Genomic DNA, 24,171 nt, shown 5'->3' on the forward strand with positions numbered 1-24,171 from the left:
TTTATTCCTGCTGAGAAATTGGCTCATACGCCGTGTCATTAGGCCCCAGGCGCTCGACGACTTCGAGATCAAACCCGGAGAGGGCCGAGAACTTCCACGGGGAGCTAAGTAGCCGCATTTTACCCACGCCCAAATGGCGCAGAATTTGCGAGCCGGTACCAATCGTTAAGTAGTTGCCGGAACCGTCTGAATCGCTGGTGCGCGGTTGACGCACGCGGTCGAGGAAAATATCCAGCTGATTTTTGAAATCCTGATGCGGGCGTCCATCATCGATCAGAACAAACACTCCAGCGGGTGCCTGGGCAATTTCGCTAATCGCACGCTGAGCGTCCCAGCGGCACTGCTCGCCCTTCAGTAAGCCGAGCACATCCCGCAGCGTATCGGCCAAATGCACGCGAACCGTGGTAGCTTGCTCTGGGGTGGGCTGCCCTTTCACCAGTGCTAAGTGGTGTGCGCCTTGTATACGGTCGCGGAATACATGCAGCGCCAGCTTGCCGTGGGCAGTATTAACGCTTGAGGTTTCGATCAGGTCAATGGTTTGCTCATTGACGATACGGTAGTGAATTAAATCAGCAATCGTGCCGATTTTAATACCGTGCTTCTTGGCAAACACTTCTAACTCGGGGCGACGCGCCATACTGCCATCATCATTCATGATTTCGCAGATAACCCCACTGGGGTCACAGCCTGCCAACGCCGCAAGATCACAGGCCGCTTCAGTATGACCAGCGCGGCGTAAAACCCCACCCGGCTCGGCCATCAGCGGAAAAATATGTCCTGGCTGTACGATATCGGTCGGCTTGGCGTGGGGGGCTGCAGCCGCTTGCACGGTGCGAGCACGATCTGCCGCAGAGATGCCCGTTGTAACGCCTTCTGTTGCCTCGATAGAGAGCGTAAATTTAGTCCCGAAACCGGAACCATTGTCCCGCACCATGAGCGGCAGATTAAGCTGCTCGCAACGCTCGCGGGTCATGGGCATGCAGATAAGGCCACACGCATAACGCGCCATGAAGTTGATATGCTCGGCCTGGACTTTTTCGGCCGCCATGATGATATCACCTTCGTTTTCGCGATCCTCATCATCCATGAGAATCACCATTTTGCCCTGGCGAATGTCTTCCACCAGCTCAGCGATAGGGGATAGCCCCTCAGAAGAGAAGTGCGCCATGGAATCTCCAAAATAAAGTGGTCGCATTGCATGCGATTTCGCGCGTCAGGGTACCTTGCTATGCATTCTTGCGCTAGTCAGCATCAGGTTCGGCAATAATGTGCCAGTCACGCCCAACCGCGCGCATCTCTTTAATCGTCAGCCGCTTTTGGTCTGCCATGCGGGTTAACCCCGGCAGGGCAAACAGCGGCCTGGCTTCACCACCAAGCAGCGTGGGGGCGACAAATAACTGCAGTTCGTTAACTAAATTGGCATCTAACAGCGCGCCAGCCAGCGTTGCGCCTGTTTCCACCAGCAGCTCATTAACCTGCTCATTATCGGCTAGCCAGTGCAGCATGTCAGCCAGGGCAATACGCCCCCCTTGGTCGGCAGGAAACACCACTATTTCCGCGCCCGCCGCTTCTAGTTTGTGGCGTTTCTCTTCACTGTGCTGCTCGGTGGTAATCAATAGCGTGCGTCCTGGCTCGCGTAAGCAAGCGGCGGCCAGCGGCAAGCGGAGCCGGGAGTCTAAAATAACGCGCAGCGGTTGGCGTTTAACCACCTCATCGGCATTCGCCAGCGCCAGCTGGTCGGCCCGCAAGGTTAGCCGTGAATCGTCCATAATCAACGACTCAACGCCACTTAAAATAGCGCTGGAACGCGCCCGTAACCGCTGTACCTGACTACGCGCTTCGGGGCCGGTAATCCATTGGGACTCACCTGACCCCATCGCCGTACGCCCATCAAGGCTCATCGCCATTTTAAGCCGCACAAAGGGGCGCTTATGTTGCATACGGGAAATAAAACCAGGGTTTAGCGCCCGTGCATCCGCTTCCAAAAGGCCTACATCAACTGTTACCCCATCGGCTTGTAGCCGCTTAATACCTTGCCCACTTACCTGTGGATTGGGATCGACCATCGCGACAACCACACGGGAGACCTTGGCCTCTGCCAACGCCACCGCGCATGGCCCAGTGCGGCCGGTATGGGAGCAGGGTTCCAGCGTAACGTATGCGGTTGCCCCGCGGGCTAAGCCAGCCGCTGCGTTTAGTGCGTGTATTTCAGCGTGAGGGCCGCCGGCACTGATGTGAAAGCCTTCACCCACTACTCGCCCCTCATCGCTTTCATCATAGCGGACGATAACGCAGCCCACGCGGGGGTTTGGGTCGGTGGTATAAAGCCCTTGCTTGGCGAGCTGAAGCGCCCGCGCCATGTACTTATGATCTTGTAGGGAGAACGCAGCGTGGCGTGGCTCAGCGCCCATTACTGTTTTCCGCCATTATTGGGTGTGGCCACCGATCGCTCTTGATCAGGCTCCTGGGAAAGCCGGTCTATTTCAGCGCGAAATTCGTCTAAATCCTGGAATTTACGGTACACCGAGGCAAAACGAATATAGGCAACTTGGTCTAAATTGCTTAACGCCTGCATAACAGCCTCGCCAATCTCTCGGGCGTTAACTTCTCGGTCCCCCTTGGCGCGCAGCGATTGACGAATACGCTCAACCGCGGCCTCAATCGCTTCGGCACTTACGGGACGTTTTTCCAGCGCGCGCAGCATTCCTGCCCGTAATTTGGCTTCGTTAAAGCTCTCCCGAGATCCGTCCGACTTAACCACCCGGGGCATGATGAGCTCGGCGGTTTCATACGTCGTAAAGCGCTCATGGCAGCTGGCACACTGGCGACGCCGACGCACCTGGTCACCCTCTGCTACCAGCCGAGAATCGGACACTCGAGTATCATTAGCACCACAAAAAGGGCAATGCATGGCAGTCAACCTATTATCAGTACGTGCAGCTAACAGCACAAAAAAGCATATTTATTCAACGCGGCGTTAACCTAGCATTGTAACGATTTGGCACACAAGCTGCAGCGTTTGTCGCACGTTGTTTAGGAGAGCGCCCGCATGACCCCTTTCGAGCAGACGGTACATCACTATTTAACGCACCTTTACGGCCCGCGAGCAGGCGAGGTTCAGCGGCGCTTAGAGCAGCATCTTGCGCATTTTCGACCTAGGCTACCAGCGGCGCTGCAGACAGCAACAGCCGCCCCCGACGCACCAACATGGAGCGAGAAAGACCAGTGGGTGATCAGTTACGGCGACACAATTGTCGCTGAAGACGCCCCTCCCCTTGCGGTGCTAAGTGAATTTCTCCAGCGCTATCTGGGCGATCGGATTAGCGGGGTGCACGTGCTGCCCTTTTTCCCCTGGAGCAGCGATGACGGCTTCTCAGTGATCCATTACCGGGAAGTAGAGCCAACGCTGGGCGACTGGACACATATTCGCGAGCTGGCCAGCCACTATGACCTGATGGCAGATTTGGTGCTTAACCATGTTTCACGAGAATCGCTCTGGTTTGTGGACTACTTAGCTGGCAGCCTACCCGGGCGGGACTACTTTATTGAAGTAGACCCGGAAACCGACGTTACCCAAGTGACACGTCCACGCAGCAGCCCGCTTTTAGTGCCCGTTTCTACGCGGCGGGGAACCCGCCACCTGTGGGCAACCTTCTCGGAAGATCAAATCGACTTAAATTTTGAGAATCCCGATGTATTACTCGAGTTTGTCGGTATCCTGCTTTTTTATCTTCAGCAAGGCGTGCGCATTATTCGCTTAGATGCAGTGGCGTTTTTATGGAAGCGTCTGGGCACGTCCTGCATTCACCTACCGGAAACCCATACGGTAGTGCGCCTGTTGCGAGCCATTGTGGACGAAATAGCCCCCGGCACCCTGCTGATTACCGAAACCAACGTGCCTCATGCAGAAAATATCAGCTATTTTGGCTTAGAGCGTTTGCCCGAGGGGGCACCCGACGAAGCCCATATGGTGTATCAGTTCGCCCTGCCGCCACTGCTGTTGCACACATTAACCCGAGGTGAAGCATCCACTCTCCAACACTGGCTCGCCAACCTGCCAGTGCTGCCCAAGCAGTGCACCTACTTAAACTTTACTGCCAGCCATGACGGTATTGGCGTACGCCCGCTGGAAGGTCTGCTGCCTGACCATGAGCGGGATGCCCTATTAGAACTAATGCACCGCTTTGGCGGCTTCGTCAGCATGCGCAGCAACCCCGACGGCAGCGATACCCCCTATGAAATTAACATTACTTGGTTTGAAGCCATGCGTGGCACGCGGCGGGGGCCAGACCCATGGCAAATTGCCCGTTTCATATGCAGCCAAGCCATTATGCTGAGCCTACAGGGCATTCCCGCGCTCTACCTGCATACGCTGACCGGCACACTGAATGACGTAGAAGGCGTGGAACGCAGCGGGCGTCTTCGCTCAATTAATCGGCGGCGCTGGAAGCGTGATGAGCTGGCACTGCTGCTTGAAAACCCCTCTACACCCACCCATAAAGTTTTCAATACGCTTAACCACTTGCTGGAACTGCGCCGCAGCGAGCCCTGCTTCCATCCGCATGCTGCTCAGCGTGTACTGCCAAGCCCGCCTGACTTATTAGTGGTTGAGCGTGGCCCGCTTAGCGACGGCCGTCGTTTGCTAGCACTCTTCAATGTTACCGACACACAGCTTCCACTAGAGCGCGCGGGTGAAGCGGTTAACCAAGCGCTCAGCCTACATGATTGGCAAGACTTGAATCCCAATAGCCAAGGAGAGGAAAAAGCCGCTTTATCCCCTTATGCGGTACGCTGGCTGGTGGCTATTAACTGACCAAGGCCAATTGATAAAACAAAACCAGCACTTGGATAGAAATCTTCAAGCTTGCATTGCGGCATAACGTCTCAGTGCAGAAAAACATAATCGCCAAATAATCACGCAGTGACACACTGTGGCACGGATCATTACTAAGGATTGTAGTTAATTATGCTGCAGCAAAGCATTGCGATTGGCCCTATGGGGTTTAGCCTTCATCAACTCGTCATTGGGTTAGCCTTTTTGCTCGCGCTTCTGGCGGGGGCACTCATCGGCCAGCGACACCGCGTCGCAGTGAGCGATACGCTATTTACCGTGCTGTTTGTCGCGATTATTGCCGCACGGGGCGTTTTTGTTATTCGCTATTGGGGAGAGTACGACAGTCTTCTAGCCCGCCTGGACATTCGCGACGGTGGCTTTGATATTTTGGGAGGGCTCGTTGCTGCGCTAGGCTACGCGGGCTGGGCGCTGTGGCGCTCCCCCCGTCAACGCATCCCGCTTAGCGGCGCGTTAATGGTGGGCGGTCTCACCTGGGGCCTAATTGCCGGAGGGTCGACCCTGATTGAGCAGCAGTCCCGTCCTTTACCTGACATTGCTTTAACCACTCAGGAAGGCATCACGACCAGTCTTCCCCACTTTGCACAGCAAGAACAGCAGCCAATGGTGGTGAATCTCTGGGCAAGTTGGTGCCCTCCCTGTATCCGTGAAATGCCCGTGTTTGAGCAAGCCCAACAAGCTGAACAGGACATTACCTTTGTGTTCGTAAACCAAGGGGAAAGCGCCCAGCAAATAGCGTCATTTATGAACCAATATGCGTTTTCGTTGGAAAATGTTTGGCAAGATCCAGCCAATGCTCTGGGTCAAGCTACTGGCGCCAATGCCATGCCCACCACGCTTTACTACAATGCCGAAGGCCAACTGGTGAACACCCACTTCGGTGAGCTTTCCCGCGCCACCCTAGAACAAGGGTTAGAGCGTTTAAGATAGCGTTTTTCAGCGCCACGATGCTGAACATTAATTAAGGATACGGTTATGCAACGTTTTACTCTTTCCCATTTAAGGCTTCCCTCCCTAGGCCGCTTTGTGATGTTAGCGGGTCTTGGCGCTGCCCCGCTAAGCTATGCCGAAGACCTTCCCGCGCCGGTTCAGGCGTTGAGCAATCAGGGGTTAACGATTCACGGTCAGTTCGAGGCACCCGGCGGAATACGAGGCTATGGCGCCAGCGTACAGGGCCAGGACATGGCGATCTACTTAACACCCGATGGTGAGCACGCGATTGTGGGTACGTTAATGGATAGCGACGGTAACGACCTCACCGAAGCACAGCTTGATGAGCACGTCCGTGTTCCTTTGGAAGCTGAAACGTGGCAACTGCTGGAAGAGAGCCACTGGATACAGGATGGCGACACCGCAGCACCACGCATTATTTACACGTTTACAGATGCCAACTGCCCATACTGCCATCAGCTTTGGGAGCAAGCACGCCCGTGGGTAGAGGCAGGTAAAGTCCAACTGCGCCATATTATGGTCGGCATTTTAGCCACCAACAGCCCTGCATTAGCGGCCACAATGCTAGGCGCAGACGACCCCAGCGCCGCGCTTAATGCGCACAGTAAAGGTACGCGCGTCAGCGCCAGCGCTCAGCCGCGAGATATTGAAGAACAGGTCTATGCCAATAATCAGCTGTTTGAAGAGCTAGGCTTGTACGCCACGCCTACCAGCGCTTTTCAGCGCGAAACAGAGAGCGGCAGCATTCGTATTGACCGCATTCAAGGAATGCCTAGCGAAGAACGCCTGATTGAGATGATGGGCAGCGAAGCACCCTAACAGATGAACAAGTAGGGGCAACCACTTGGCTGCCCCTACTTACGATGCATGTTACTAGGATTATCACTGTGCTTGACGGTTTACTCCTCAGAAAGCTGCTCAAAGCGAGGCATACCTACATTCCAAGGGATAATGTTGCCTTTCTCACCCATATTCGCGTGATCGCCCAGTACATGGCCGTCGTGCTCGCGGGTTTGCCCATAGAGCGAGCGATTATGGAAGGTGGGGCCAAAGCGCTCTAATGTTTCGGCCACATCGCCCGTATAGCGCGGGTCTTGGGGCCGCTCTTGGCTGCTCATGTAGTACGCGATGTCCCATGCGTCTTGCTCATTAAGCGAGCGAGGCTGCCCAAGCGGCATATTGTTGTAGATAAAGCCTGCGGCCGTATCGACCCGCACCAAGCCTGCGCCCCAGTTGTTCGAGCCATCGCCCCACGGCGCGGGGAATACGTACTCACCGTTCTCATAATGCCCCGAACCATCGTCGCGGTGGCAAATGGCACACTGCTCCTGATAGGCCGCTTCGCCCCGGGCGTAATTGGGCTCCTGTTCCGGCTCATCCGGCGCAGGGAAACCGCGCCCATAAATTGGCTGGCTGGGGTACATGGGCGCCCCTTTCGCTAACCACTGGTGGTAAGCACTTAGGGCCAGCATCTCATCACTACCGTATTCAGGCGGTGTGCCATTCATCGAGTAAGCAAAGCAGCCTGCAATACGCTCTTCAAGGTTGTTGACGTGCTGATTTTTACCTCGAAAATCCGGCAAGGTGATGGCTGCGGCCCACACGGGGGCACTAAATGGCTGGCGACCCTCACCTAAGTGGCAGCTAGAGCAGTTCATGTCGTTATAAACATACTCATCACGCAGCTGCTGGGTATCGGTAAATAGCTCGTAGCCGTAGCGAATGACTTTTTTCAGCTCGGGGTGAATATCTGCCGCGTCAAGGTCTTCCATGGTAGGCGGCACATGCACAAGCTCCCCTTCTTGAGGGGCTGGAAAGCCAAGCTCAACCAAACCTTGGTAAGGCGCTTCATCTGCCTGGGTGGCACCACTATCAGCAAAGGCGTTAATGACTAACCCTGTCGCTAACGAACTACCGACTAGCGCTAACACGAGACGCTTTTTATGAAACATCATTGCGCTGCCTCCCCTGCTGAATTAACCGGTTGCTCACTGACCGTTTGCGTGGCGTACCATGCGGATACGGCCTGGATATCCTCCTCGCTCATGCGCTTGGCAATGGCGCCCATTAAGTTTTGCGGGTCGTTGCTGCGCTCATCATTTTTCCAAGCAAGCAGCTGACTACTGAGGTAACCCGCATGCTGGCTGGTAATAGCTGGAAAATCACTTCCTGCGCCATTTCCCCCTGGGCCATGGCAACTTTTACACGACACGATATACGCATCCCAATCGCCGCGCTCGGCCAATTGCTGGCCACGGGCTAGCACCGCTTCGCTAGCGCTCTCGCCACCCTGGGCAGGCGTAATGGGCATTTGGCTGTAGTAAGCCGCCACATCGGCAATCTGCTCGTCACTGAGCATACTGGCAAACGGCATCATCGAGGCGTTTTGTCGGCGCCCCTCTTTAAAATCGTGCAGCTGCTTGACGATATAGCCCGCATCTAATCCTGCCAAACGTGGCCAGGACTCACCGCCGGGAATATTCATGCCACCACCATTTGCCTGGTGGCATGCGGTACAGGTTGCCGCTGCGGCCTGGCCACGCTGCGCATCGCCCTCTTGTACCTCGGCAAACGCAGCCCCTGCTGCTAGGCAAGCGCTGATCAGCACACTCACCTTGCCCCACTGTTTTTTATTCATGTCTCCCCCGATCGCTTGGTCGTTATCACTCTTTTATTAAGGGTCTCGCCTTCCATCTTTCTGCGTGTTTAGCGTTACCGTAGGCACCGTTAAGTGCGCGCTAAAACCGCCTGCTTCAGCATTTTCAAACGCCACACTGCCGCCAAAGCGCTCAGCAATGGCTTCCACAATGGCAAGCCCTAAGCCACTTCCCTGCTGCTTGCTGGCTCGCCAAAAACGCTGGGTGAGCTGCTTCAGCGTTGCCTCATCTACCCCGGGGCCTTGGTCATGCACACTGAAGGTCGCTTGGCCATCCACGCACTGCACACCCAAGGAGACCGCAGCGCCACGTGGGCCGTGATGCAGCGAGTTATCCAGCAAGTTTCGCAGCGCTGTGATCGCAAGTTCTCTGGGCATAGCAAGGCATACATTGGGAAGCGTCTCTGGCGACAGGCACTGCCCCGGCGCCGCCACGCTGTCGGCTATCGCATACTCAACAATTTCTGCCACCTGACTCGGCTCGCCATCGTCAAAGCGCATTCGTCCTTCCACCCGGGCCAATGTGAGTAACTGATCTAGGGTATGTGCTAGCCGCACAACTCCTGCTTCGGCATGGTGCAGCGACGCTTCAGCCGCGGCCCCTTGGGCACGCTGGGCGACTTGCAGGTGAGTTTTAATCGCCGTTAGCGGGGTACGCAGTTCATGGGCGGCGTCGTTCGTGAAGCGCTGCTCACGAACGAGCGTGTGCTGCACGCGGATCAGCAACCCATTGAGGGTCTCAATAAGCGGTTTGATCTCTTTAGGCACGCCATAAGTAGACACTGGCGCTAACGCTTCAGGATGGCGGCTAGCCAATGCCGCTCGCAGACGCGCTAAAGGCAACAATCCACGCCATACCCCCACCCACAGGGCGATAAAGCTGCCGATCAGCGCGACAATAAAAGGCACCACGGCCACGCGAACGACATCGCTAAGCAACTTATCGCGCTCATCCATACGGTCGGCGGTGGTGATCACCAAATCACCACGCTCATAGGTAAACACGCGCCAGGTGGTATCGCCCTCTTGGCGGTAGGTGTGCCCCCTAGCACCCGGGGAGAGTACCGCTTCAAGGTTGGCATGGGTGCGAGCAATGATGTTGCCTTGTGGCGAATGAACCTGACAGGCCAAGCCTTCAATCGGGGGAATTGAGAGCGCCGCTGTTGCGCTCTGGGCCCATACCTCTTCGGGTAGCTGAAGCACTAGCCCAGCGACCATGCGCGCCGACTGGGCTAAGCGCTGATCAAGGGTTTCTACAAACTTTTTTTCTAGGTCATTTAGTAACCACGCCGCTGCCACACCCCATAACACCACCAGGGTTAAGCCTAGCGTTAGCAGTAGGCGGGCACGCAAGCTCATTGCTGACCTTTGTAGGGTGTGCCAGGCAAATGCACTGCTTCGGGCTTACCAAGCCGGTACCCTAGGCCACGTACCGTCTCGATCACCCCGCTGCCGAGCTTGCGGCGAAGATGGTGGATATGCACATTTAGCGCATTACTCTCTACTTCGTCATTTAAGCCGTACAGGCTATCCTTCAACTGATCCGCCGACAGCACGCTGCGCGGCGCGTGTAAAAACGCTTCCAATAGCACCAGCTCGCGCCGTGACAACGCCACTAAGTGCCCAGCAACGTTTACCTCTCGTGACGCTGGGTCTAAGGTCAGCGCCCCATGCACCGTAAGCCCCTGGCTACGGCCCGACACGCGACGCAGCAGCGCATGTAAGCGCGCTACCAGCTCATCAAGATCAAACGGCTTTATCAGATAGTCGTCAGCACCGCATTGAAGCCCATCCACTCGGTCACGAACCGCGTCTCGGGCGGTTAGCATCAGTACCGGCGTGGCGATTCCTTGCTCACGCCATGACTGAAGTAGTTGTAAGCCATCCCCATCAGGCAACCCGCGGTCGAGTATCACCACATCGCTCGCCACTGACTGCATGGCTTGCCGCGCAGCCTTAATTGAGGAGACGTGATCGACGACAAAATCGTACATCATCAAGCCTGAGCGAATCCCCGAGGCCACCAGCGGGTCATCTTCAATGAGTAAGACGTGCATAGCGGTTTCCTTCTATAGTCTGTCCAGCATGGCAAACGCGCATTAACCTAGCGTTAAGCATCCAAGCAATGTCCATCGTCCAATTAGCTCCCTCTCTCCATCTCGCCTCTCTCCATCTCGCCTCTATCAATCTCTCCCTATCAACAAAAACACCCCTGCTGATCTCAGCAAGGGTGATAGTCGTCATCAAGCAAGCGGGGTAAGCTGGGGTAAGTTAAAGCAGTGCGCTAAACTCGTTTAGCCAAGAACCATCCCACCACCATCGCCACTAACATGGCTAACAGCGGTAACGATAAGCCACCAACAGAGGCAATAGCCGGACCAGGGCAGTAGCCAGAAAGCCCCCAACCAATACCAAATAGCGCCGCGCCGCCTAACAGCTTAGCGTCTAAATCCTGCTTACTAGGTAGCTGGAAGCCGCTACCAAACAGCGGAGTTCCTCGGGCATAAACAAGCCGATAGCCGATGAAAGTCGTGACTACCGCACCGCCTAACACAAACATTAGGGTAGGGTCCCAGGCGCCCGCGATGTCCAAAAAGCCCAATACCCGTGCTGGGTCGGTCATTCCCGAAACCGCCAGCCCAAGACCAAACAGCAGGCCTGCCAGATAGCCAGCCGCTGTTTTAAGCGTGTTTGAATGACTAAGACGGCTCATGCACTGCCTCCTAACACGTGGCGTACCACGTACACGGTCACAATAGCGGCGACTAGAAACATTGCCGTCGCCGCCATCGAGCGCGGCGCCAAGCGCGCTAAACCGCATACGCCGTGCCCGCTGGTACAGCCGCTGCCAATGCCGGTTCCTAGCCCTACTAACAGCCCAGCCAGCAGCATTAACAGTATACCGCCCGCTGGCTCGCCAATGACCGCACCGGGGGCATCCGCCACATTGCCCAACCCACCGCCTAATGCCATCACGACTAACGGGCCACTTACCACCCCCGCCAGAAATGCTAGCCGCCAGGCGCTATCCCCCTTGGGGCGCTGAGTAATTAACGTGCCAACAATGCCGCTAATGCCAGCAATGCGCCCAAGTGACCCCATTAGCCACACAGCAGAGAGCCCGATCAATACGCCCCCCACCAATCCTTGCAGACTCGCTATCCAGTCCACGGTGTGCTCCTGAAAAGTGCTTGTAACGTTGTTTACTCAACTAGCGTACGAGGCTAGTGATCGTTTTAACGCTTGGTTTTACACGTTGAAATACCCAGCAGCGGGTAAAGCGGGCAAAAGTTAAAAAGGCCGGTTGCCAAAGGCACAATCCCTACCCACCCCCAGGCACCTATTGTTCCGGTCAACGCCAACCCAATCAGCACCGCCCCCACCACAATGCGCGCTACTTTATCGATACCACCTACGTTAGTTTTCATACGGTGCTCCTTAATTTAGATAAAAATCGGCTAAAAACGATTAATCGGTACTTTTAGATACACTTGTCCATTATCTTCAGCGGGAGGCATCTCCCCGGCCCGCATATTGACCTGCACCGACGGTATAATTAGCTTTGGCATGCCCAGCGTGGCGTCGCGCTCGGAGCGCATTTTCACAAACTCATCTTCGCTAATACCTTCGTGCACGTGGACGTTAGCGGTGCGCTGCTCCGCCACGCTGGTTTCATGTTGGTAAGTCTCACGCCCTGGGGCTTTATAGTCGTGACACAAAAACAGCCGCGTTTGCTCTGGTAGGGCCAGCACTTTTTGTATTGAACGGTATAACGTGCGGGCATCTCCACCAGGAAAGTCACACCGCGCGGTGCCGTAATCCGGCATAAAAAGCGTATCGCCCACAAAGGCAGCATCGCCGACGACATACGTTAGACAAGCAGGCGTATGCCCAGGGGTGTGCACTACACGCCCTTGCAGTTTACCAATCGTAAAAGTGTCATCTTCATTGAACAGCGCATCAAACTGGCTGCCATCCCGAGCAAATTCGGTTCCCGCATTAAACGCCTTACCAAAAATTTCCTGTACGTCGACGATATGGGCGCCAATACCGGTTTTGCCGCCTAGCTGCTGATGTAAATAAGGCGCCGCGGAAAGATGGTCTGCATGTACGTGGGTTTCCAGAATCCATTCCACGGTTAAGTCGTTATCACGAATAAAGCTAATAATTGCATTAGCGGAGCGCACATCCGTTTGCCCAGCGGCATAATCAAAATCCAGTACTGAATCGACAATAGCGCAGGCATGGCTATCGGGGTCTTGCACCACGTAGCTAAACGTATTGGTGGGCTCATCGAAAAAAGGGGTGACGATTGGGCGTTGCATACAGTGCCTCCACTAGGTGGCTTTTAGCGTTACTATGCACCCACTATAAACCATATATGGTTATATGTTTATACCCTTATGGAATTTAAAGCCATTTATTAAAGAGATTATTAAACCGATACAGCATTCAACCAAGCCAGTATTGGCAGCATTTAAGGCACGAGACAAAGACAAGCATAAAAAAACCCTGCCAGGAGCAGGGTTCAAAAAAGCGATTGGGCTACACCTTTCCTTGGTTATCTAGCTCCACCGCGTCATGCATGCGGGCCAGCAAATCGGGCACAGCGGCTTGAACTCGGTTCCAGCTGGGGATAAACGGACGCTCGCGTGGGTTATCCAAAAACAGGTTACCTGCTTCTAAAAGGTTGCTGGCAAACAGCTCTACTGCCTGCTCTTCGCAATGGCGGTCCAAGCTGAGCCCGTTCATGGTGGCATCGTGGTCGTAAGCTTCAATAAGGTCTAAGGCATAGCGGTAATAGGTCGCTTTTAGCGTACGGAAATCCTCGCTGCTAAAGCTCACGCCTTGGGTAGCGAGCTTGCGATACAGCGCCTTGGCAATATCCAGGCTCATACGATTCAGGCCACCATTAGGGTCGTCTTCACTCACTGGCTGGTGCTTGTGATCATAGGCATCGGCAATATCGACCTGGCACAGCTGCCTTGGCGCGTAGTTGCGCTGTAACTCGGAAAGCACACCAATTTCCAGCCCCCAATCTGCCGGTATACGTATGCCTTCCAGTACCTCACTGCGCATCGCAAACTCACCGGAAAGCGGATAACGAAAGCTATCCAAATAATCCAAGTAGGGAAGTGGCCCACACACCGTTTTAAGGGCGCGTATGAGCGGCGTTACCATCAGCCGTGACACACGTCCGTTCAACTTCCCCTCCGCAATGCGGGGGTAATAGCCTTTACAAAAACTATAGTTGAACCGGGGATGAGCCACGGGGTACATAAGGCGGGCCAATAACCCACGCTCGTAGGTGAGAATATCGCAGTCATGTAAACCGACCACCGATGAACGCCCAGACGAGAGAATATAGCCTGCGCAGTACCATACATTGCGCCCTTTACCCGGCTCCAGCGCACCTAGCCCATGGCTTTCCAACTCGGCATCCAGCGCCTTTAACCGAGGGCCGTCGTTCCATAAAATACGAGTATGCTGGGGTAAGCGAGAAAAAAACTCTCGGGCATATAAAAATTGGTCGCGATCAGCGCGATCCAGACCAATCACCACTTCATTGAGATAGGGCACTTTAACTAATTCATCGACAATGGCAGAAAGCGCTGGTCCCTCCAGCTCTGAAAACAGCGAGGGTAAGATCAACCCCATGGGGCGCCGCTTGGCAAATTGGCAAAGCTCTTGCTCAAGTGCGTCAACTGAACGGCGCGTTAAGTTGTGAAAATCGGTAATCACGCCATTTTGATGGAAATCACTCATGCAGTATGTCTCCTTGGCTCACTAGCCATACGCGTTGACATAGATATGCTCACATAACGGCAGCATGACAGGTTGGCGCCGCCGCTAAACGGCGGTCGTCTCGCCCCCACCAATGGGCTACCCCCTCAGCCCAACCTAATGGCCCGGTTGCCTCGGTACGGTATAAAGCAGCACTGCGTGGCGTTATCTCCAGCCCATGACACCCCTTGATGACAACTGCTTGGTCCACTGCTTCCAGCATGGTGATATCGTTAGGGCCATCGCCTAACCCCAATGAAATAGGCGGGCTTCCCCTAAGGGCGCTAAAGCGCTTAATTAGCCACTCTACGGCACTGCCTTTATCCGAGGCGCGCCCCATAACGTGCCAAAAACGCCCTCCTTGGGTCAGCTCAAGGCCATCCCCTGCTAGCGCAAGGCGAAACGCCTCAAGCGCTTTTTCATCATCGTGCCAAATGAGCGGCTCGCTCCCCTCTCGCTGCCGAGCAGCCTTTGCACGTGCCTCATCTAATCCGGTGAGCTCCATAATTTGCGGGGTGTTCAGCTCTCCCATGCGGGTAAACCGAAGTCCAAGTCGTTCGCGCCATATTTTTAGCCGAGCACGAATAAACCCCACATCAACCCCTGTGTGTTTAACAACAACCCCATCCCGGGCACTGCCTGGACGGTCTAAACGGGCATGGCACCAACCGGGCGGCAAACCAATCACGGCGCCGTTTTCGGCAACAAAAGGTGTCGCGGTGAGGCCAAGTGATTCGCGAAGCGGGATCAGCTCAGCCCGGGTTTTACTGGTCACAGGAATAACCGGCACGCCAAGTTTTTTTAAGCGCGCGAGCCAGGGGGCTGCGGGGGCAAAATCGTAGGTATGGTGATCAAGCAACGAACCATCAAGATCCGTCACCACCAAGCGCGGCTGCAAAGCAGGATCAATCGCGTTTGCTGCCACTTGTTGGGGCAATGCCTTCGATATTGGAAGAGCGTTGGCATGTTCAGACATAGCATCACCTATTGACCATCTTAAAAGCGTTTGTACACTTTTGTATTAAGACCTTACTCAACACGTCGTCTTCATACACAGATAAGCAAACAAGCAGGTTATATGCCAAAGAAAAATAGACTAACGATAACAAAGAGATATGAACATAAATGACGCGTGATTATTTTTAGCACCAAAAAAGAGCAAAGGATACGCACCCAAAAAGTGCAAAAAAATCAGTGAAGCAGAGCGCTGACCAGGGGCGCCCTGGACTGAACGAGTCATCCATTACGAGCACAGGGCTAAAATATTTGCACAAACCCTTGGAAAATCCCCTCAAATAGCTATACTGACATTGTACTCACTGGCAGTCTTGTACACCCCCTCACCTGATGCCAGTGAGCTGCAGTGAGCCAAGCCCTTTAATGCCCGCCTCCCCCGGCGGGCTTTTTTTTGCGATGTTGGTTTTCTCAATCGCGACTTCTGCAAACATCACTGTTGTACACGGCTTGCAACGACTCAATCTCAGTTACTCAACGTGAATAACCACCTCAACGCGCCGATTGCGCGCTCGCCCCTCCTCAGTGCTGTTATCTTCTAGTGGTCGAGTAGCCGCCAGCCCTACGGCGCGCAAACGCTGCGGTTCTACGCCTGCCGCTTCAAGTGCTTCAACAATGGCAATAGCGCGTGCGCTGGAGAGTGCCCAGTTGGATGAAAACTCGGGGGTGTTAATCGACTGACTATCTGAGTGCCCTTCTACCCACACCTCGCCCTCGTAGCGCTGAATTGTTTCCATCAAACTACTGACAAGCGAAGAGCCACCCTCTGAAAGGTCAGCCGCCGCTGATGGGAACAGCAACTGATCCTGCACGCGCAGGCTAATGCCTTCGGCAACCCGTGATACCTCAACCCCCTCAAGGTTGGGTAGGTAAGGTGATGCTTCAACACGCTCTAGCAGCGTTTCATCCAGCGCCAAAGTGCTATCGACAGCTTCATCCTCCACCTCTTGCACATTGACAGGTGGACGGTCAGTCAGCAGCACCATGTAGTCAGCCAGCGGCGACACCAACTGACGTTCACTGGTCGGCAGCAGCGGTCGTGGCAGCACTACATCGAAAGTGAGCGCTTCAGGGGTAGATGGTTCCTCCTCCACCCGTGCCAATAACGGCGGGACGCTTACGATTGGACGGCGCTGGGGTAACCCAGCCACACCTAACGCGGCACTTATAGCCATCTGGCTTAGCTCACCGGGGATAGTGGGAGGCAAAAAATACCCCTCACGCTGCTTACGCACGCTGGCAAGCTCTATAGGCAAAGGGATGTCGAGCGTGGACAAGACATTATAACGGGTCTCTGGCTCTGCTTCTTGGGGCTTCCACGTTGGGCTTGTGACCCCGGCGGCGGCAATAATAATCACAAAAAGCGCCACTAAGAGCGTCATAATATCGATATAGCTAATCATCCACCCGCTATTGCTCTCATCATCTGAATAAGCAGTCAGCAGCGAATCATGACGCGGCCCAGCGCGGTGATCTTCAAGCATGGGAGCAATTACTCATTCAAGTTTTTAACCTCATGGCCGATATAAGCTAAGCGTGGCAAACTAGTCTATCAAAAGCCGTTTTGTAGCGAGAAGGAACTATCAGGTGCGTATTCGTTTTATTTCATCCTCTAACGTTCGTTTTTTACGCCCTGTTAGCCTCGGGCTCGCAAGCCTAATGCTAAGTGGTTGCTTTTATGCCAATACCTCACAGGCACCGGTTGCAACGACGTACCCTTACACAGAACAGCAGCGGATGCAGGCTGCCCAGCACTGGGAAGTACTGGCCAAGCATGAGGCTGCCGGTATCTTACGCAGTGAACGCGTACGCTTTAGGGATTTGCATATTCCGGCAGAAGAGCATGCCTACCTCAGCGCCTACAGCGGTGGCGAATTTGAACGCGGCTTCCGCACCCTGCTAACCAGTGAACTGGTTTCTAGGGGAGGCAGCGTCACTACCCAGCCTCGCTCAGGCGGCGCAACGGTTCAGATCGATGTAGAAGTCGTTGAACACCGGGATCGCGGTTACATACGTCCGCCCTTTGGCACTTACACAGCCCTTGCCAGCGGCATTGCGGTCGCCACTATTCCACTCCGCAACTGGAGTGAACCTGCTCTGGCATTAATTCCTGCCGCCATGCTGGCCGACACAACAACCGGTAGCTGGACGCATACGGGTAATGAGGAAATCATCGTCACCACGCAAATAATTGAGGACGATCGAATTCTTTACTCATCTTCCAACATTTATTACATAAATGGGGGAGATCGTCGCCACTATGCCCCGCATCGCGTGCCCCAAGCACCTACTACGCCCACTGTTTCCATCACTGACACCTGGTAACGCTATGTCTTCTAGTAACGCTATGTCTTCTAGTAACACTATGTCTTCTAGCAACACCGTGTTTTCTAGTAACGCTACATTTTTATCTTTTACTGTTTACTGTCGCTCTTTAGTGCGTAAAACCTGCTTTTTACCCCTGGTGTTAATGGCGCTGACGCTGGCAGGATGCGGCACCTTTGGCAATACAAACACCCAACCGGCGGAGCCTGAGCCCGACCTTTCCGAGCTAGCCCACGCGGCGGCCAGTCAAATGGTAGCAAACAACCCAGATATAACACGTTATAGCCCGATGATAGCGGCTACGTTTGTCAGCATCGACAATCTTAGCCAATCCTCAACGTTTGGCCGTATTAGCTCTGAGCTTATGGCCTCTGCCTTAGCACGGGAAGGCATGCAGGTACGCGAAGTAAAAATGCGCGACAGCATGTTCATCGAAGAGAGCGTAGGCGAGCTAATTTTATCCCGCCAAGTACAGCGGTTAAGCGCCCAGCACGATGCACGCTCTATCTTGATGGGCACCTATGCCCAAGGGCAAGACTACCTTTACGTCAGTGCTCGGGTAGTTAGGACGGGTGATGCCATGGTGCTGGGTAGCGCCGACTTCAGAGTACGCCTCAATAACAACACACGAAGCTTGTTAGAAGGCCAAGGCGGCTGGTAATCAGCGAGCAGTTATGTAACGGATACTGATGTAAACTTGGGTGTCATAAACTAAAAAAAGCGCTAGCCCATTAGGCTAGCGCTTTTCTTTAAAGGCCACCAGGCACAACCACCTGATAGACGACCTACGTTATTTATAAACCGGGTAGCGACCACAGACGGCAGCGACTTTATCCAGCACCTGGGCTTCTACGCCGCTAGTGTCTTCACCTTTCGCCAATACATCCAGAATGTCGCAGATCCAGCCAGCCAGTTGGGTACATTCGTCTTCACCGAAACCACGGGTAGTGACAGCGGGCGTGCCGATACGCAGGCCAGAGGTTACGAACGGGCTTTGCGGGTCGTTAGGAACGGCATTCTTATTCACCGTGATGTGGGCACGGCCTAAGGCGGCGTCCGCATCTTTACCGGTCACACCCTGCTTGATGAGCGAGAGCAGGAAAAGGTGGTCTTCGGTGCCACCGGATACGATGTCGTAACCCCGGTCGATGAACACCTTAGCCATTGCCTGGGCATTTTTAACGACCTGCTGCTGGTAGGTTTTGAAACCTGGCTCCATGGCTTCTTTGAAGCAGATCGCTTTAGCCGCAATCACGTGCATCAAGGGGCCACCCTGGCCACCGGGGAATACCGCTGACTGGAGCTTTTTCTCGATGTCAGCGTTGTTTTCCGCCGACAGAATCACACCGCTGCGGGGGCCGCGCAGGGTTTTGTGGGTTGTCGAGGTGACCACGTGCGCATGGGGCAGCGGGCTTGGGTAAACACCCGCCGCGACCAAGCCAGAGACGTGGGCCATATCGACCAGTAAGTAAGCGCCTACTTCGTCGGCAATTTCGCGGAATTTGGCCCAATCGACAATTTGTGAATAAGCTGAGAAACCGGCGATGATCATTTTCGGCTTGTGCTCACGGGCAAGCGCAGCCACTTGGTCATAGTCGATCAGACCTTGCTCATTCAGGCCATACTGAATCGCGTTGTAGTGCTTACCAGAGAAGTTAGGCTTGGCACCGTGGGTCAGGTGACCACCCGCATCAAGGCTCATGCCCAAAATGGTGTCACCCGGCGTTACCAGCGCTTGGAACACCGCGCTGTTTGCCTGGGAACCAGAGTGGGGCTGGACGTTAACGTAGGTCGCACCAAACAACTCTTTGGCGTAGTCGATGGCGAGGTTTTCGGCGATATCGACGAATTCACAGCCGCCATAGTAGCGCTTGCCGGGGTAGCCTTCGGCGTATTTGTTGGTCAGCTGGCTACCCTGGGCTTCCAGTACGCGGGGGCTAGCGTAGTTTTCAGAAGCAATCAGTTCGATATGGGCTTCTTGGCGTGCAACTTCTTTTTGCATCGCATCAAAAAGCGCGTCATCGAATCCGGCAATTGTCATGTCGCGGCTGAACATCGGCGAGAACCTCGTAACGAAACGATCATCATGGGAGAAGCGAGGGCGTTATCATAACGCAGCCTGACGCGACTTTCATCGCATCCGCGTCAGGTGTTGCATGAGTATGTTTCATGTTGCTGGCACCCTTCAAAGGCTGACCAAGTGGACAGCCACGCTATTCGGGTAAGCGTCCATCCTCGCTATGCCTCACCCAACAGCCCAAGGCTGGCGGCTGGGGCTTGGCGCCTTAAACTATAAGAAAGCGCATGGCCGATAATACCAATCAGCAGCGCGCCCCCTAGCGGCAATATAAACCAAAGCCCCAAGTGCAGGCGTGGCGTTAACTCCAGCCAGTAAAGGTACAGCGCGGCGGTGGCTAGCTCCGCTAGTGCTGCTCCCATCAAACCACTGGCAAACCCAAGTAGCGCATACTCTGCGCCTTGCACGCGGGAAATCATCTTGGTGCCTGCCCCAAATACGCGCAGTAAGCCGCTTTCATGGGCACGTACCGGTCTACTTGCCGTCAGAGCTGCGTAGAGCACGCTAATGCCTGCTAGCAGCACCAAGGCTAATACCAGTTCTACTGCCCGAGTAACCTGCGTTAGTACTTCGCGCACCTGGCCTAAAATGGCATCTACATTGAGTAGCGAAACGCCCGGAAAATCGCTTACCAACTGGCGAACTAACCCTTGCTCTGCATCGGGCAGGTGAAACGCGGTGATATAACTATGCCCAAACGACTCCAGCACACCCGGCGGGAAAATAATGAAGAAGTTGGGCGTAAAGCTATCCCAATTGAGGCTACGTAAGCTTTCGATACGGGTCGCAATGGTATCGCCCCCCACCGAGAACGTTAGCTCATCGCCAATACCCAACCCTAACCGCTGAGCGAGCCCGTCCTCCATGGAGATAGGTGTAATGTCACCGCTCTCAGTGGGGGTTGCGTCTACCTCACCCATAAAGCCTTGGGGCTCAGCCTCCGGTGTAAACCACTGCCCGGCGACGACTTGGTTACCTTGGGGCACTTCAGCTTGCCAAGTGAGGTTTAGCTCGCGGCGCAGAGAGTTATCTCCCCTGGCATCTGGCGGTACAGCGTCTCGTGGCAATTGCCCATTAATGCCGGTAATACGCCCGCGCACCATCGGGTAAAGTGTGCTCTGGGTGTCTACTCGTGGCGCAACGGCTTGTTCAAAGGCGTCGCGCTCGCCGGGCTGTATGTTGATAGCAAAGTAGTTGGGGGTGTCATCAGGCAACTGGTCTTGCCAGGTAGTCAGCAGATCGCCGCGCACCAACACAATCATCGCCATGGCGAAGAACGTCACCGAAAAGGCCAACAGCTGCCCTAATCCCGCCTGCTTGCGTCGCGCTAACTGCCGCCCTCCCAAACGAAACGCCTGTGACCATACACGCTTCCCTGACAGCCGCTGCACGACTTTTAGCAAGCCATTGAGTAGCAGTGAACTCAATAACCACAGCACGCCCAACAGCGCAGCGCCGCCAATCAGCAGCGCAATCGCCAACGGCAAACTGCCCGAGTAGAGCCATAGCAGGCCGCCAAACACCAGGCTGGCCGCCCCAACCACCACCCATGCAGACGGTGGTAAAGGGTCCAGCTCGCGACGCAGTACTTTCAGTGCGCTCACTTGCTTAATGCGCAGTAGCGTTGGCCCAGCAAAACCCACTAACACGGCTAAGGCAGTAAAAATCCCCAGCCAAAGCGGCATGATGCCGGGGGGCGGCAGCGTCATGGGTAAAAAGCTGGTGAGCAACCAGAGAAGCACCGCCTGCCCCACCAGCCCAAGCAGCGCGCCTACCACCGATGCTGCCAGCGCTAAACCCAGCAGCTGTAGGGAAAAAATCGTCACCAGTTGGTACTGGCTGGCACCAAAACAGCGCAATAGTGCAGCCGTATCCAGGTGGCGCTCCACATAGCGGCGGGTGGACATAGCGACGGCCACCCCCGCCAGCAGCACAGCGGCTAACCCGGCAAGCCCCAGGTAGCTTTCGGCACGCTCTAGGGCATTACCTAACTGAGGACGGTCTACCCGCACGTCACGCACATCCACACCGTCTCTTCTTAGCTCAGCCAGTAGCGGCTGCACTTGGTCTAACGCTGCAGGCGGCCCTGCTGCCAACAAACTAAACTCAATACGCGAGCCTGGCTGTACCAAGCCGGTGGCCTCGAGGTCGGCAGTATTGAGCATTAAGCGAGGGTTGAAGTTGCCAAAGCCACCCGATTGGTCGGCTTCGCGCTCAATAATACCGCTGATGGTAAGTTCGGTTTGCCCCACCTGCACACGGTCGCCCAGCTCAAGTTCAATCAGCTGGATAAGCCTTGGGTCTGCCCATGCCTCCCCCGCCGCTGGGCCAGAGGCGATTTGTTCCGTGCCACTGCCAAGATCAACATGGGATTCGCCATAATGCGGGTAAACATCATCGACCGCTTTCAGGCTAGCGGGCTGAAAACGCTCGCCTCGACTAATCATTGAGACCAGTTCGACTTGATCGCTCAACTCAAGTCCTGCCTGTTCTAAGGTACTGCGCAGCGCATCAGAAAACGGCTCGCGCTGTTCCAACACCAAATCGCCGCCCAGCATCTGGCCCGCCTGACGCTCCAAACCACGCTCCAGTCTGTCGAGAAAAAAAGCAATCATGGTGGAAGCCGCAACCGCGAGCATAAGTGCAATAAACAGCGCCCGCACGTCGGATGCTCGCAGGTCACGCTTTAAACTGCGGGCGGCCAGGCGCCAGTTAATATCACTCATTACTACCCCCATTGATAGATACCGGCTCAAAGGGTTCTAGCTTGCCATTTGCAAGGCGCAGGCAACGGTCGCAGCGGCGGGCAAGGGCGTGGTCATGGGTCACCAGCATCAGCGTGGTGCCCGCCTCGCGGTTAAGCGTGAATAGGAGGTCAATAATTTGTGCGCCGGTGTCAGGATCTAGGTTGCCGGTGGGCTCATCGGCAAATACCAGCTCTGGGTCGGTCACGAAGGCGCGAGCAATCGCCACCCGCTGCTGCTCGCCGCCGGAGAGCTGTTTGGGTAGGTGGCCTGTGCGCTCCCCCAGCCCCACCCGCTCAAGCCAGTGAGAAGCAGTACCATCGCCACCTGCTCGCGGAGATAGCTCTAGGGGCAATAGCACGTTTTCAAGCGCGCTCAAGGTGGGCAGCAGTTGGAAATTTTGAAACACAAACCCTACCCGCCCCGCACGTAGCGCTGCCCTGCCATCTTCATCCAAACGGCTCAAAGGCTGCCCAAACAGGGTTAATTCACCATCACTGGGGGTGTCTAAGCCTGCTAAAAGCCCTAAAAGAGTCGACTTACCGGCACCACTTTTACCTAGAATGGCCACGCTCTCCCCTGCGGCAACGCTTAAAGAGAGGTCGTGTAAGATATGTAATGAGCGCTCACCGCTGGTTACCTGTTTTGAGAGCTTTTCAGCCAGCAGCACAGGCGTCCCCATCCCGACATTAGGAACCTTATGGGCAGACGTAGTGTCGGTGGATGATTGGTTTGCAGGCGCGTCATCGGCTGGCAACGTAGACATTGGGTCAGAGGAGTAAGGCATGAAGCGTGGCATCCCTGTAGCGTGGCATAAACTGGATTGGCAGAAACTATTTCGTCAAAAGCTATTTCGTCAGAACCTATTTCGTCAAAAACTAAGTTTTCAAAAAACGGGTTTTCAAAAACCAGGCTTTCAAAAACCAAGCTTTCAAAAACCAAGTCATCTAAAACTGTGTTATCTAAAGCCCTATCATCAAAAACTGAATCGTATGGTAACCGGAGGGGTGCTGGCACTGGTAGTCACCTTCGGTACTTCATCGATCAACGCAGACCAAGGCCCTACTCTGTTAGTCATGGGTGACAGCTTAAGTGCCGCTTACGGCATTGAGCAGGAAGAGGGCTGGGTAACATTGCTGGAAGAGCGCCTTGCAGGCCAAGCAACGGTGGTCAATGCCAGCATTAGTGGCGAAACCACTTCCGGCGGGGCGCAGCGTTTTACCGACATTATCGGACAGCGGCAGCCTGATATCGTTCTGCTAGAGCTAGGGGGTAACGATGGACTACGCGGTTTAGACCCTAATCAAATGCGTGCCAACCTTGCCCGCATGATTGAACAAAGCCAGGAAGTAGACGCTGACGTATTACTGCTGGGCATTGATATCCCACCTAACTATGGCCAAGCCTACCGGGACGCTTTCACCGGTGTATTCCACTCCCTAGCGGATGAATACGATATTTCACTGGTGCCTTTCTTACTGGAAGGCATTGCCCTGAATAGGCAACTGATGCAAAGTGATGGTATCCACCCCACCGCTGAGGCACAGCCGATTATTCTAGATAACGTATGGCCAGCGCTTGAGCCCTTGCTTTCCGAACACACCCAAAAAGGGGCAGTACAAGCCAACGCTGAGTAGAGTCCATAAGGGAGATTTCATACTTTCAATTAATACTTTCTACTTGGCAGATATAGCGCTCAGGTGTCGTAGCTTGTAGTCTTAATGAATATTTGACGAACGCTAATGGCGCCTATGCCTGACTCTGCTCG

The 24,171-nt window shown here is 54.8% G+C and carries 23 protein-coding genes; 6 read left to right on the forward strand and 17 right to left on the reverse strand.

What is annotated here, in order from left to right:
* Position 1 precedes the first annotated feature (1 nt).
* From BB497_15180 to BB497_15190, 3 genes are all read right to left on the reverse strand, one after another.
* Complete coding sequence (locus tag BB497_15180) at positions 2–1,168, reverse strand: 3,4-dihydroxy-2-butanone-4-phosphate synthase (protein ID AVI63954.1); 1,167 nt, start codon at positions 1,166–1,168, stop codon at positions 2–4.
* 73 nt (positions 1,169–1,241) lie between these two features.
* Entirely contained in the window at positions 1,242–2,411 is a 1,170-nt protein-coding gene (locus BB497_15185; protein ID AVI63955.1) for a riboflavin biosynthesis protein RibD, read from the reverse strand.
* A complete protein-coding gene (locus tag BB497_15190; protein AVI63956.1) occupies positions 2,411–2,911 on the reverse strand; it encodes a transcriptional regulator NrdR in 501 nt (166 codons plus the stop codon). The genes BB497_15185 and BB497_15190 overlap by 1 nt, the downstream gene beginning before the upstream one ends.
* A gap of 138 nt (positions 2,912–3,049) precedes the next feature.
* Between BB497_15190 and BB497_15195 the strand changes: the two genes are divergently transcribed.
* From BB497_15195 to BB497_15205, 3 genes are all read left to right on the forward strand, one after another.
* Positions 3,050–4,813 (forward strand): alpha-amylase, encoded by a 1,764-nt coding sequence (locus BB497_15195; GenBank protein ID AVI63957.1) that lies wholly within the window; start codon positions 3,050–3,052, stop codon positions 4,811–4,813.
* Between the two features lie 153 nt (positions 4,814–4,966).
* Positions 4,967–5,782: a thiol:disulfide interchange protein gene (locus tag BB497_15200; GenBank protein AVI63958.1), complete on the forward strand. Its 816-nt coding sequence runs from the start codon at positions 4,967–4,969 to the stop codon at positions 5,780–5,782.
* A 45-nt stretch (positions 5,783–5,827) separates the two neighbouring features.
* Positions 5,828–6,622 carry a thiol:disulfide interchange protein DsbG gene (locus tag BB497_15205; GenBank protein AVI63959.1) on the forward strand — a complete coding sequence of 265 codons (795 nt, stop codon included), beginning with the start codon at positions 5,828–5,830 and terminating at the stop codon, positions 6,620–6,622.
* Between the two features lie 80 nt (positions 6,623–6,702).
* On the opposite strand, the gene BB497_15210 is transcribed toward BB497_15205, so the two are convergent.
* The 11 genes from BB497_15210 to BB497_15260 all read right to left on the reverse strand — a co-directional run bounded on the left by BB497_15210 (position 6,703) and on the right by BB497_15260 (position 16,741).
* Positions 6,703–7,758, reverse strand: coding sequence for a cytochrome C (locus tag BB497_15210; protein ID AVI63960.1), 1,056 nt, complete (start codon positions 7,756–7,758; stop codon positions 6,703–6,705).
* A complete protein-coding gene (locus tag BB497_15215) occupies positions 7,755–8,441 on the reverse strand; it encodes a cytochrome C (protein ID AVI63961.1) in 687 nt (228 codons plus the stop codon). Before BB497_15215 ends, BB497_15210 begins: the two co-directional genes overlap by 4 nt.
* Before the next feature lie 36 nt (positions 8,442–8,477).
* A complete protein-coding gene (locus BB497_15220) occupies positions 8,478–9,818 on the reverse strand; it encodes a two-component sensor histidine kinase (protein AVI63962.1) in 1,341 nt (446 codons plus the stop codon).
* On the reverse strand, positions 9,815–10,516 hold the full coding sequence (locus tag BB497_15225) for a DNA-binding response regulator (GenBank protein AVI63963.1): 702 nt from the start codon (positions 10,514–10,516) through the stop codon (positions 9,815–9,817). The genes BB497_15220 and BB497_15225 overlap by 4 nt, the downstream gene beginning before the upstream one ends.
* A gap of 227 nt (positions 10,517–10,743) precedes the next feature.
* Positions 10,744–11,172, reverse strand: coding sequence for a hypothetical protein (locus BB497_15230; protein AVI63964.1), 429 nt, complete (start codon positions 11,170–11,172; stop codon positions 10,744–10,746).
* Positions 11,169–11,630 carry a hypothetical protein gene (locus BB497_15235; protein ID AVI63965.1) on the reverse strand — a complete coding sequence of 154 codons (462 nt, stop codon included), beginning with the start codon at positions 11,628–11,630 and terminating at the stop codon, positions 11,169–11,171. Before BB497_15235 ends, BB497_15230 begins: the two co-directional genes overlap by 4 nt.
* Before the next feature lie 65 nt (positions 11,631–11,695).
* On the reverse strand, positions 11,696–11,887 hold the full coding sequence (locus BB497_15240) for a hypothetical protein (GenBank protein AVI63966.1): 192 nt from the start codon (positions 11,885–11,887) through the stop codon (positions 11,696–11,698).
* A gap of 30 nt (positions 11,888–11,917) precedes the next feature.
* Positions 11,918–12,784 carry an MBL fold metallo-hydrolase gene (locus BB497_15245; GenBank protein ID AVI63967.1) on the reverse strand — a complete coding sequence of 289 codons (867 nt, stop codon included), beginning with the start codon at positions 12,782–12,784 and terminating at the stop codon, positions 11,918–11,920.
* A gap of 220 nt (positions 12,785–13,004) precedes the next feature.
* Positions 13,005–14,225, reverse strand: a complete 1,221-nt coding sequence (locus tag BB497_15250) for a glycosyl transferase (GenBank protein AVI63968.1) — start codon at positions 14,223–14,225, stop codon at positions 13,005–13,007.
* A 49-nt stretch (positions 14,226–14,274) separates the two neighbouring features.
* Positions 14,275–15,219 carry a mannosyl-3-phosphoglycerate phosphatase gene (locus BB497_15255; GenBank protein ID AVI63969.1) on the reverse strand — a complete coding sequence of 315 codons (945 nt, stop codon included), beginning with the start codon at positions 15,217–15,219 and terminating at the stop codon, positions 14,275–14,277.
* A gap of 508 nt (positions 15,220–15,727) precedes the next feature.
* Positions 15,728–16,741 carry a flagellar motor protein MotB gene (locus tag BB497_15260; GenBank protein AVI63970.1) on the reverse strand — a complete coding sequence of 338 codons (1,014 nt, stop codon included), beginning with the start codon at positions 16,739–16,741 and terminating at the stop codon, positions 15,728–15,730.
* A 103-nt stretch (positions 16,742–16,844) separates the two neighbouring features.
* Here BB497_15260 and BB497_15265 point away from each other — a divergent pair, with 103 nt between their 5' ends.
* Both BB497_15265 and BB497_15270 read left to right on the forward strand, forming a co-directional pair.
* Positions 16,845–17,582 carry a hypothetical protein gene (locus BB497_15265; GenBank protein ID AVI63971.1) on the forward strand — a complete coding sequence of 246 codons (738 nt, stop codon included), beginning with the start codon at positions 16,845–16,847 and terminating at the stop codon, positions 17,580–17,582.
* A gap of 40 nt (positions 17,583–17,622) precedes the next feature.
* Positions 17,623–18,243, forward strand: a complete 621-nt coding sequence (locus BB497_15270) for a hypothetical protein (protein ID AVI63972.1) — start codon at positions 17,623–17,625, stop codon at positions 18,241–18,243.
* A 129-nt stretch (positions 18,244–18,372) separates the two neighbouring features.
* Here BB497_15270 and glyA read toward each other — a convergent pair whose 3' ends face one another.
* From glyA to BB497_15285, 3 genes are all read right to left on the reverse strand, one after another.
* Complete coding sequence (gene glyA, locus BB497_15275) at positions 18,373–19,638, reverse strand: serine hydroxymethyltransferase (protein AVI63973.1); 1,266 nt, start codon at positions 19,636–19,638, stop codon at positions 18,373–18,375.
* Positions 19,639–19,820: 182 nt separating this feature from the next.
* Positions 19,821–22,385, reverse strand: a complete 2,565-nt coding sequence (locus BB497_15280) for an ABC transporter permease (protein ID AVI63974.1) — start codon at positions 22,383–22,385, stop codon at positions 19,821–19,823.
* Complete coding sequence (locus tag BB497_15285) at positions 22,378–23,085, reverse strand: ABC transporter ATP-binding protein (protein ID AVI64374.1); 708 nt, start codon at positions 23,083–23,085, stop codon at positions 22,378–22,380. Before BB497_15285 ends, BB497_15280 begins: the two co-directional genes overlap by 8 nt.
* 103 nt (positions 23,086–23,188) lie before the next feature.
* Between BB497_15285 and BB497_15290 the strand changes: the two genes are divergently transcribed.
* Positions 23,189–24,040, forward strand: a complete 852-nt coding sequence (locus BB497_15290) for an arylesterase (protein AVI63975.1) — start codon at positions 23,189–23,191, stop codon at positions 24,038–24,040.
* Positions 24,041–24,171: the final 131 nt, after the last annotated feature.

The sequence above is a fragment of the Halomonas sp. GFAJ-1 genome (assembly GCA_002966495.1).
Lineage (GTDB): Bacteria > Pseudomonadota > Gammaproteobacteria > Pseudomonadales > Halomonadaceae > Vreelandella.

Bases quoted from the DNA above. Each gene is read 5' to 3' on its own strand.
- BB497_15180 (AVI63954.1), bottom strand. From the start codon at position 1,168: ATGGCGCACTTCTCTTCTGAGGGGCTATCCCCTATCGCTGAGCTGGTG.
- BB497_15185 (AVI63955.1), bottom strand. From the start codon at position 2,411: ATGGGCGCTGAGCCACGCCACGCTGCGTTCTCCCTACAAGATCATAAG.
- BB497_15190 (AVI63956.1), bottom strand. From the start codon at position 2,911: ATGCATTGCCCTTTTTGTGGTGCTAATGATACTCGAGTGTCCGATTCT.
- BB497_15195 (AVI63957.1), top strand. From the start codon at position 3,050: ATGACCCCTTTCGAGCAGACGGTACATCACTATTTAACGCACCTTTAC.
- BB497_15200 (AVI63958.1), top strand. From the start codon at position 4,967: ATGCTGCAGCAAAGCATTGCGATTGGCCCTATGGGGTTTAGCCTTCAT.
- BB497_15205 (AVI63959.1), top strand. From the start codon at position 5,828: ATGCAACGTTTTACTCTTTCCCATTTAAGGCTTCCCTCCCTAGGCCGC.
- BB497_15210 (AVI63960.1), bottom strand. From the start codon at position 7,758: ATGATGTTTCATAAAAAGCGTCTCGTGTTAGCGCTAGTCGGTAGTTCG.
- BB497_15215 (AVI63961.1), bottom strand. From the start codon at position 8,441: ATGAATAAAAAACAGTGGGGCAAGGTGAGTGTGCTGATCAGCGCTTGC.
- BB497_15220 (AVI63962.1), bottom strand. From the start codon at position 9,818: ATGAGCTTGCGTGCCCGCCTACTGCTAACGCTAGGCTTAACCCTGGTG.
- BB497_15225 (AVI63963.1), bottom strand. From the start codon at position 10,516: ATGCACGTCTTACTCATTGAAGATGACCCGCTGGTGGCCTCGGGGATT.
- BB497_15230 (AVI63964.1), bottom strand. From the start codon at position 11,172: ATGAGCCGTCTTAGTCATTCAAACACGCTTAAAACAGCGGCTGGCTAT.
- BB497_15240 (AVI63966.1), bottom strand. From the start codon at position 11,887: ATGAAAACTAACGTAGGTGGTATCGATAAAGTAGCGCGCATTGTGGTG.
- BB497_15245 (AVI63967.1), bottom strand. From the start codon at position 12,784: ATGCAACGCCCAATCGTCACCCCTTTTTTCGATGAGCCCACCAATACG.
- BB497_15250 (AVI63968.1), bottom strand. From the start codon at position 14,225: ATGAGTGATTTCCATCAAAATGGCGTGATTACCGATTTTCACAACTTA.
- BB497_15255 (AVI63969.1), bottom strand. From the start codon at position 15,219: ATGTCTGAACATGCCAACGCTCTTCCAATATCGAAGGCATTGCCCCAA.
- BB497_15260 (AVI63970.1), bottom strand. From the start codon at position 16,741: ATGCTTGAAGATCACCGCGCTGGGCCGCGTCATGATTCGCTGCTGACT.
- BB497_15270 (AVI63972.1), top strand. From the start codon at position 17,623: ATGTCTTCTAGCAACACCGTGTTTTCTAGTAACGCTACATTTTTATCT.
- glyA (AVI63973.1), bottom strand. From the start codon at position 19,638: ATGTTCAGCCGCGACATGACAATTGCCGGATTCGATGACGCGCTTTTT.
- BB497_15280 (AVI63974.1), bottom strand. From the start codon at position 22,385: ATGAGTGATATTAACTGGCGCCTGGCCGCCCGCAGTTTAAAGCGTGAC.
- BB497_15285 (AVI64374.1), bottom strand. From the start codon at position 23,085: ATGGGGACGCCTGTGCTGCTGGCTGAAAAGCTCTCAAAACAGGTAACC.
- BB497_15290 (AVI63975.1), top strand. From the start codon at position 23,189: ATGAAGCGTGGCATCCCTGTAGCGTGGCATAAACTGGATTGGCAGAAA.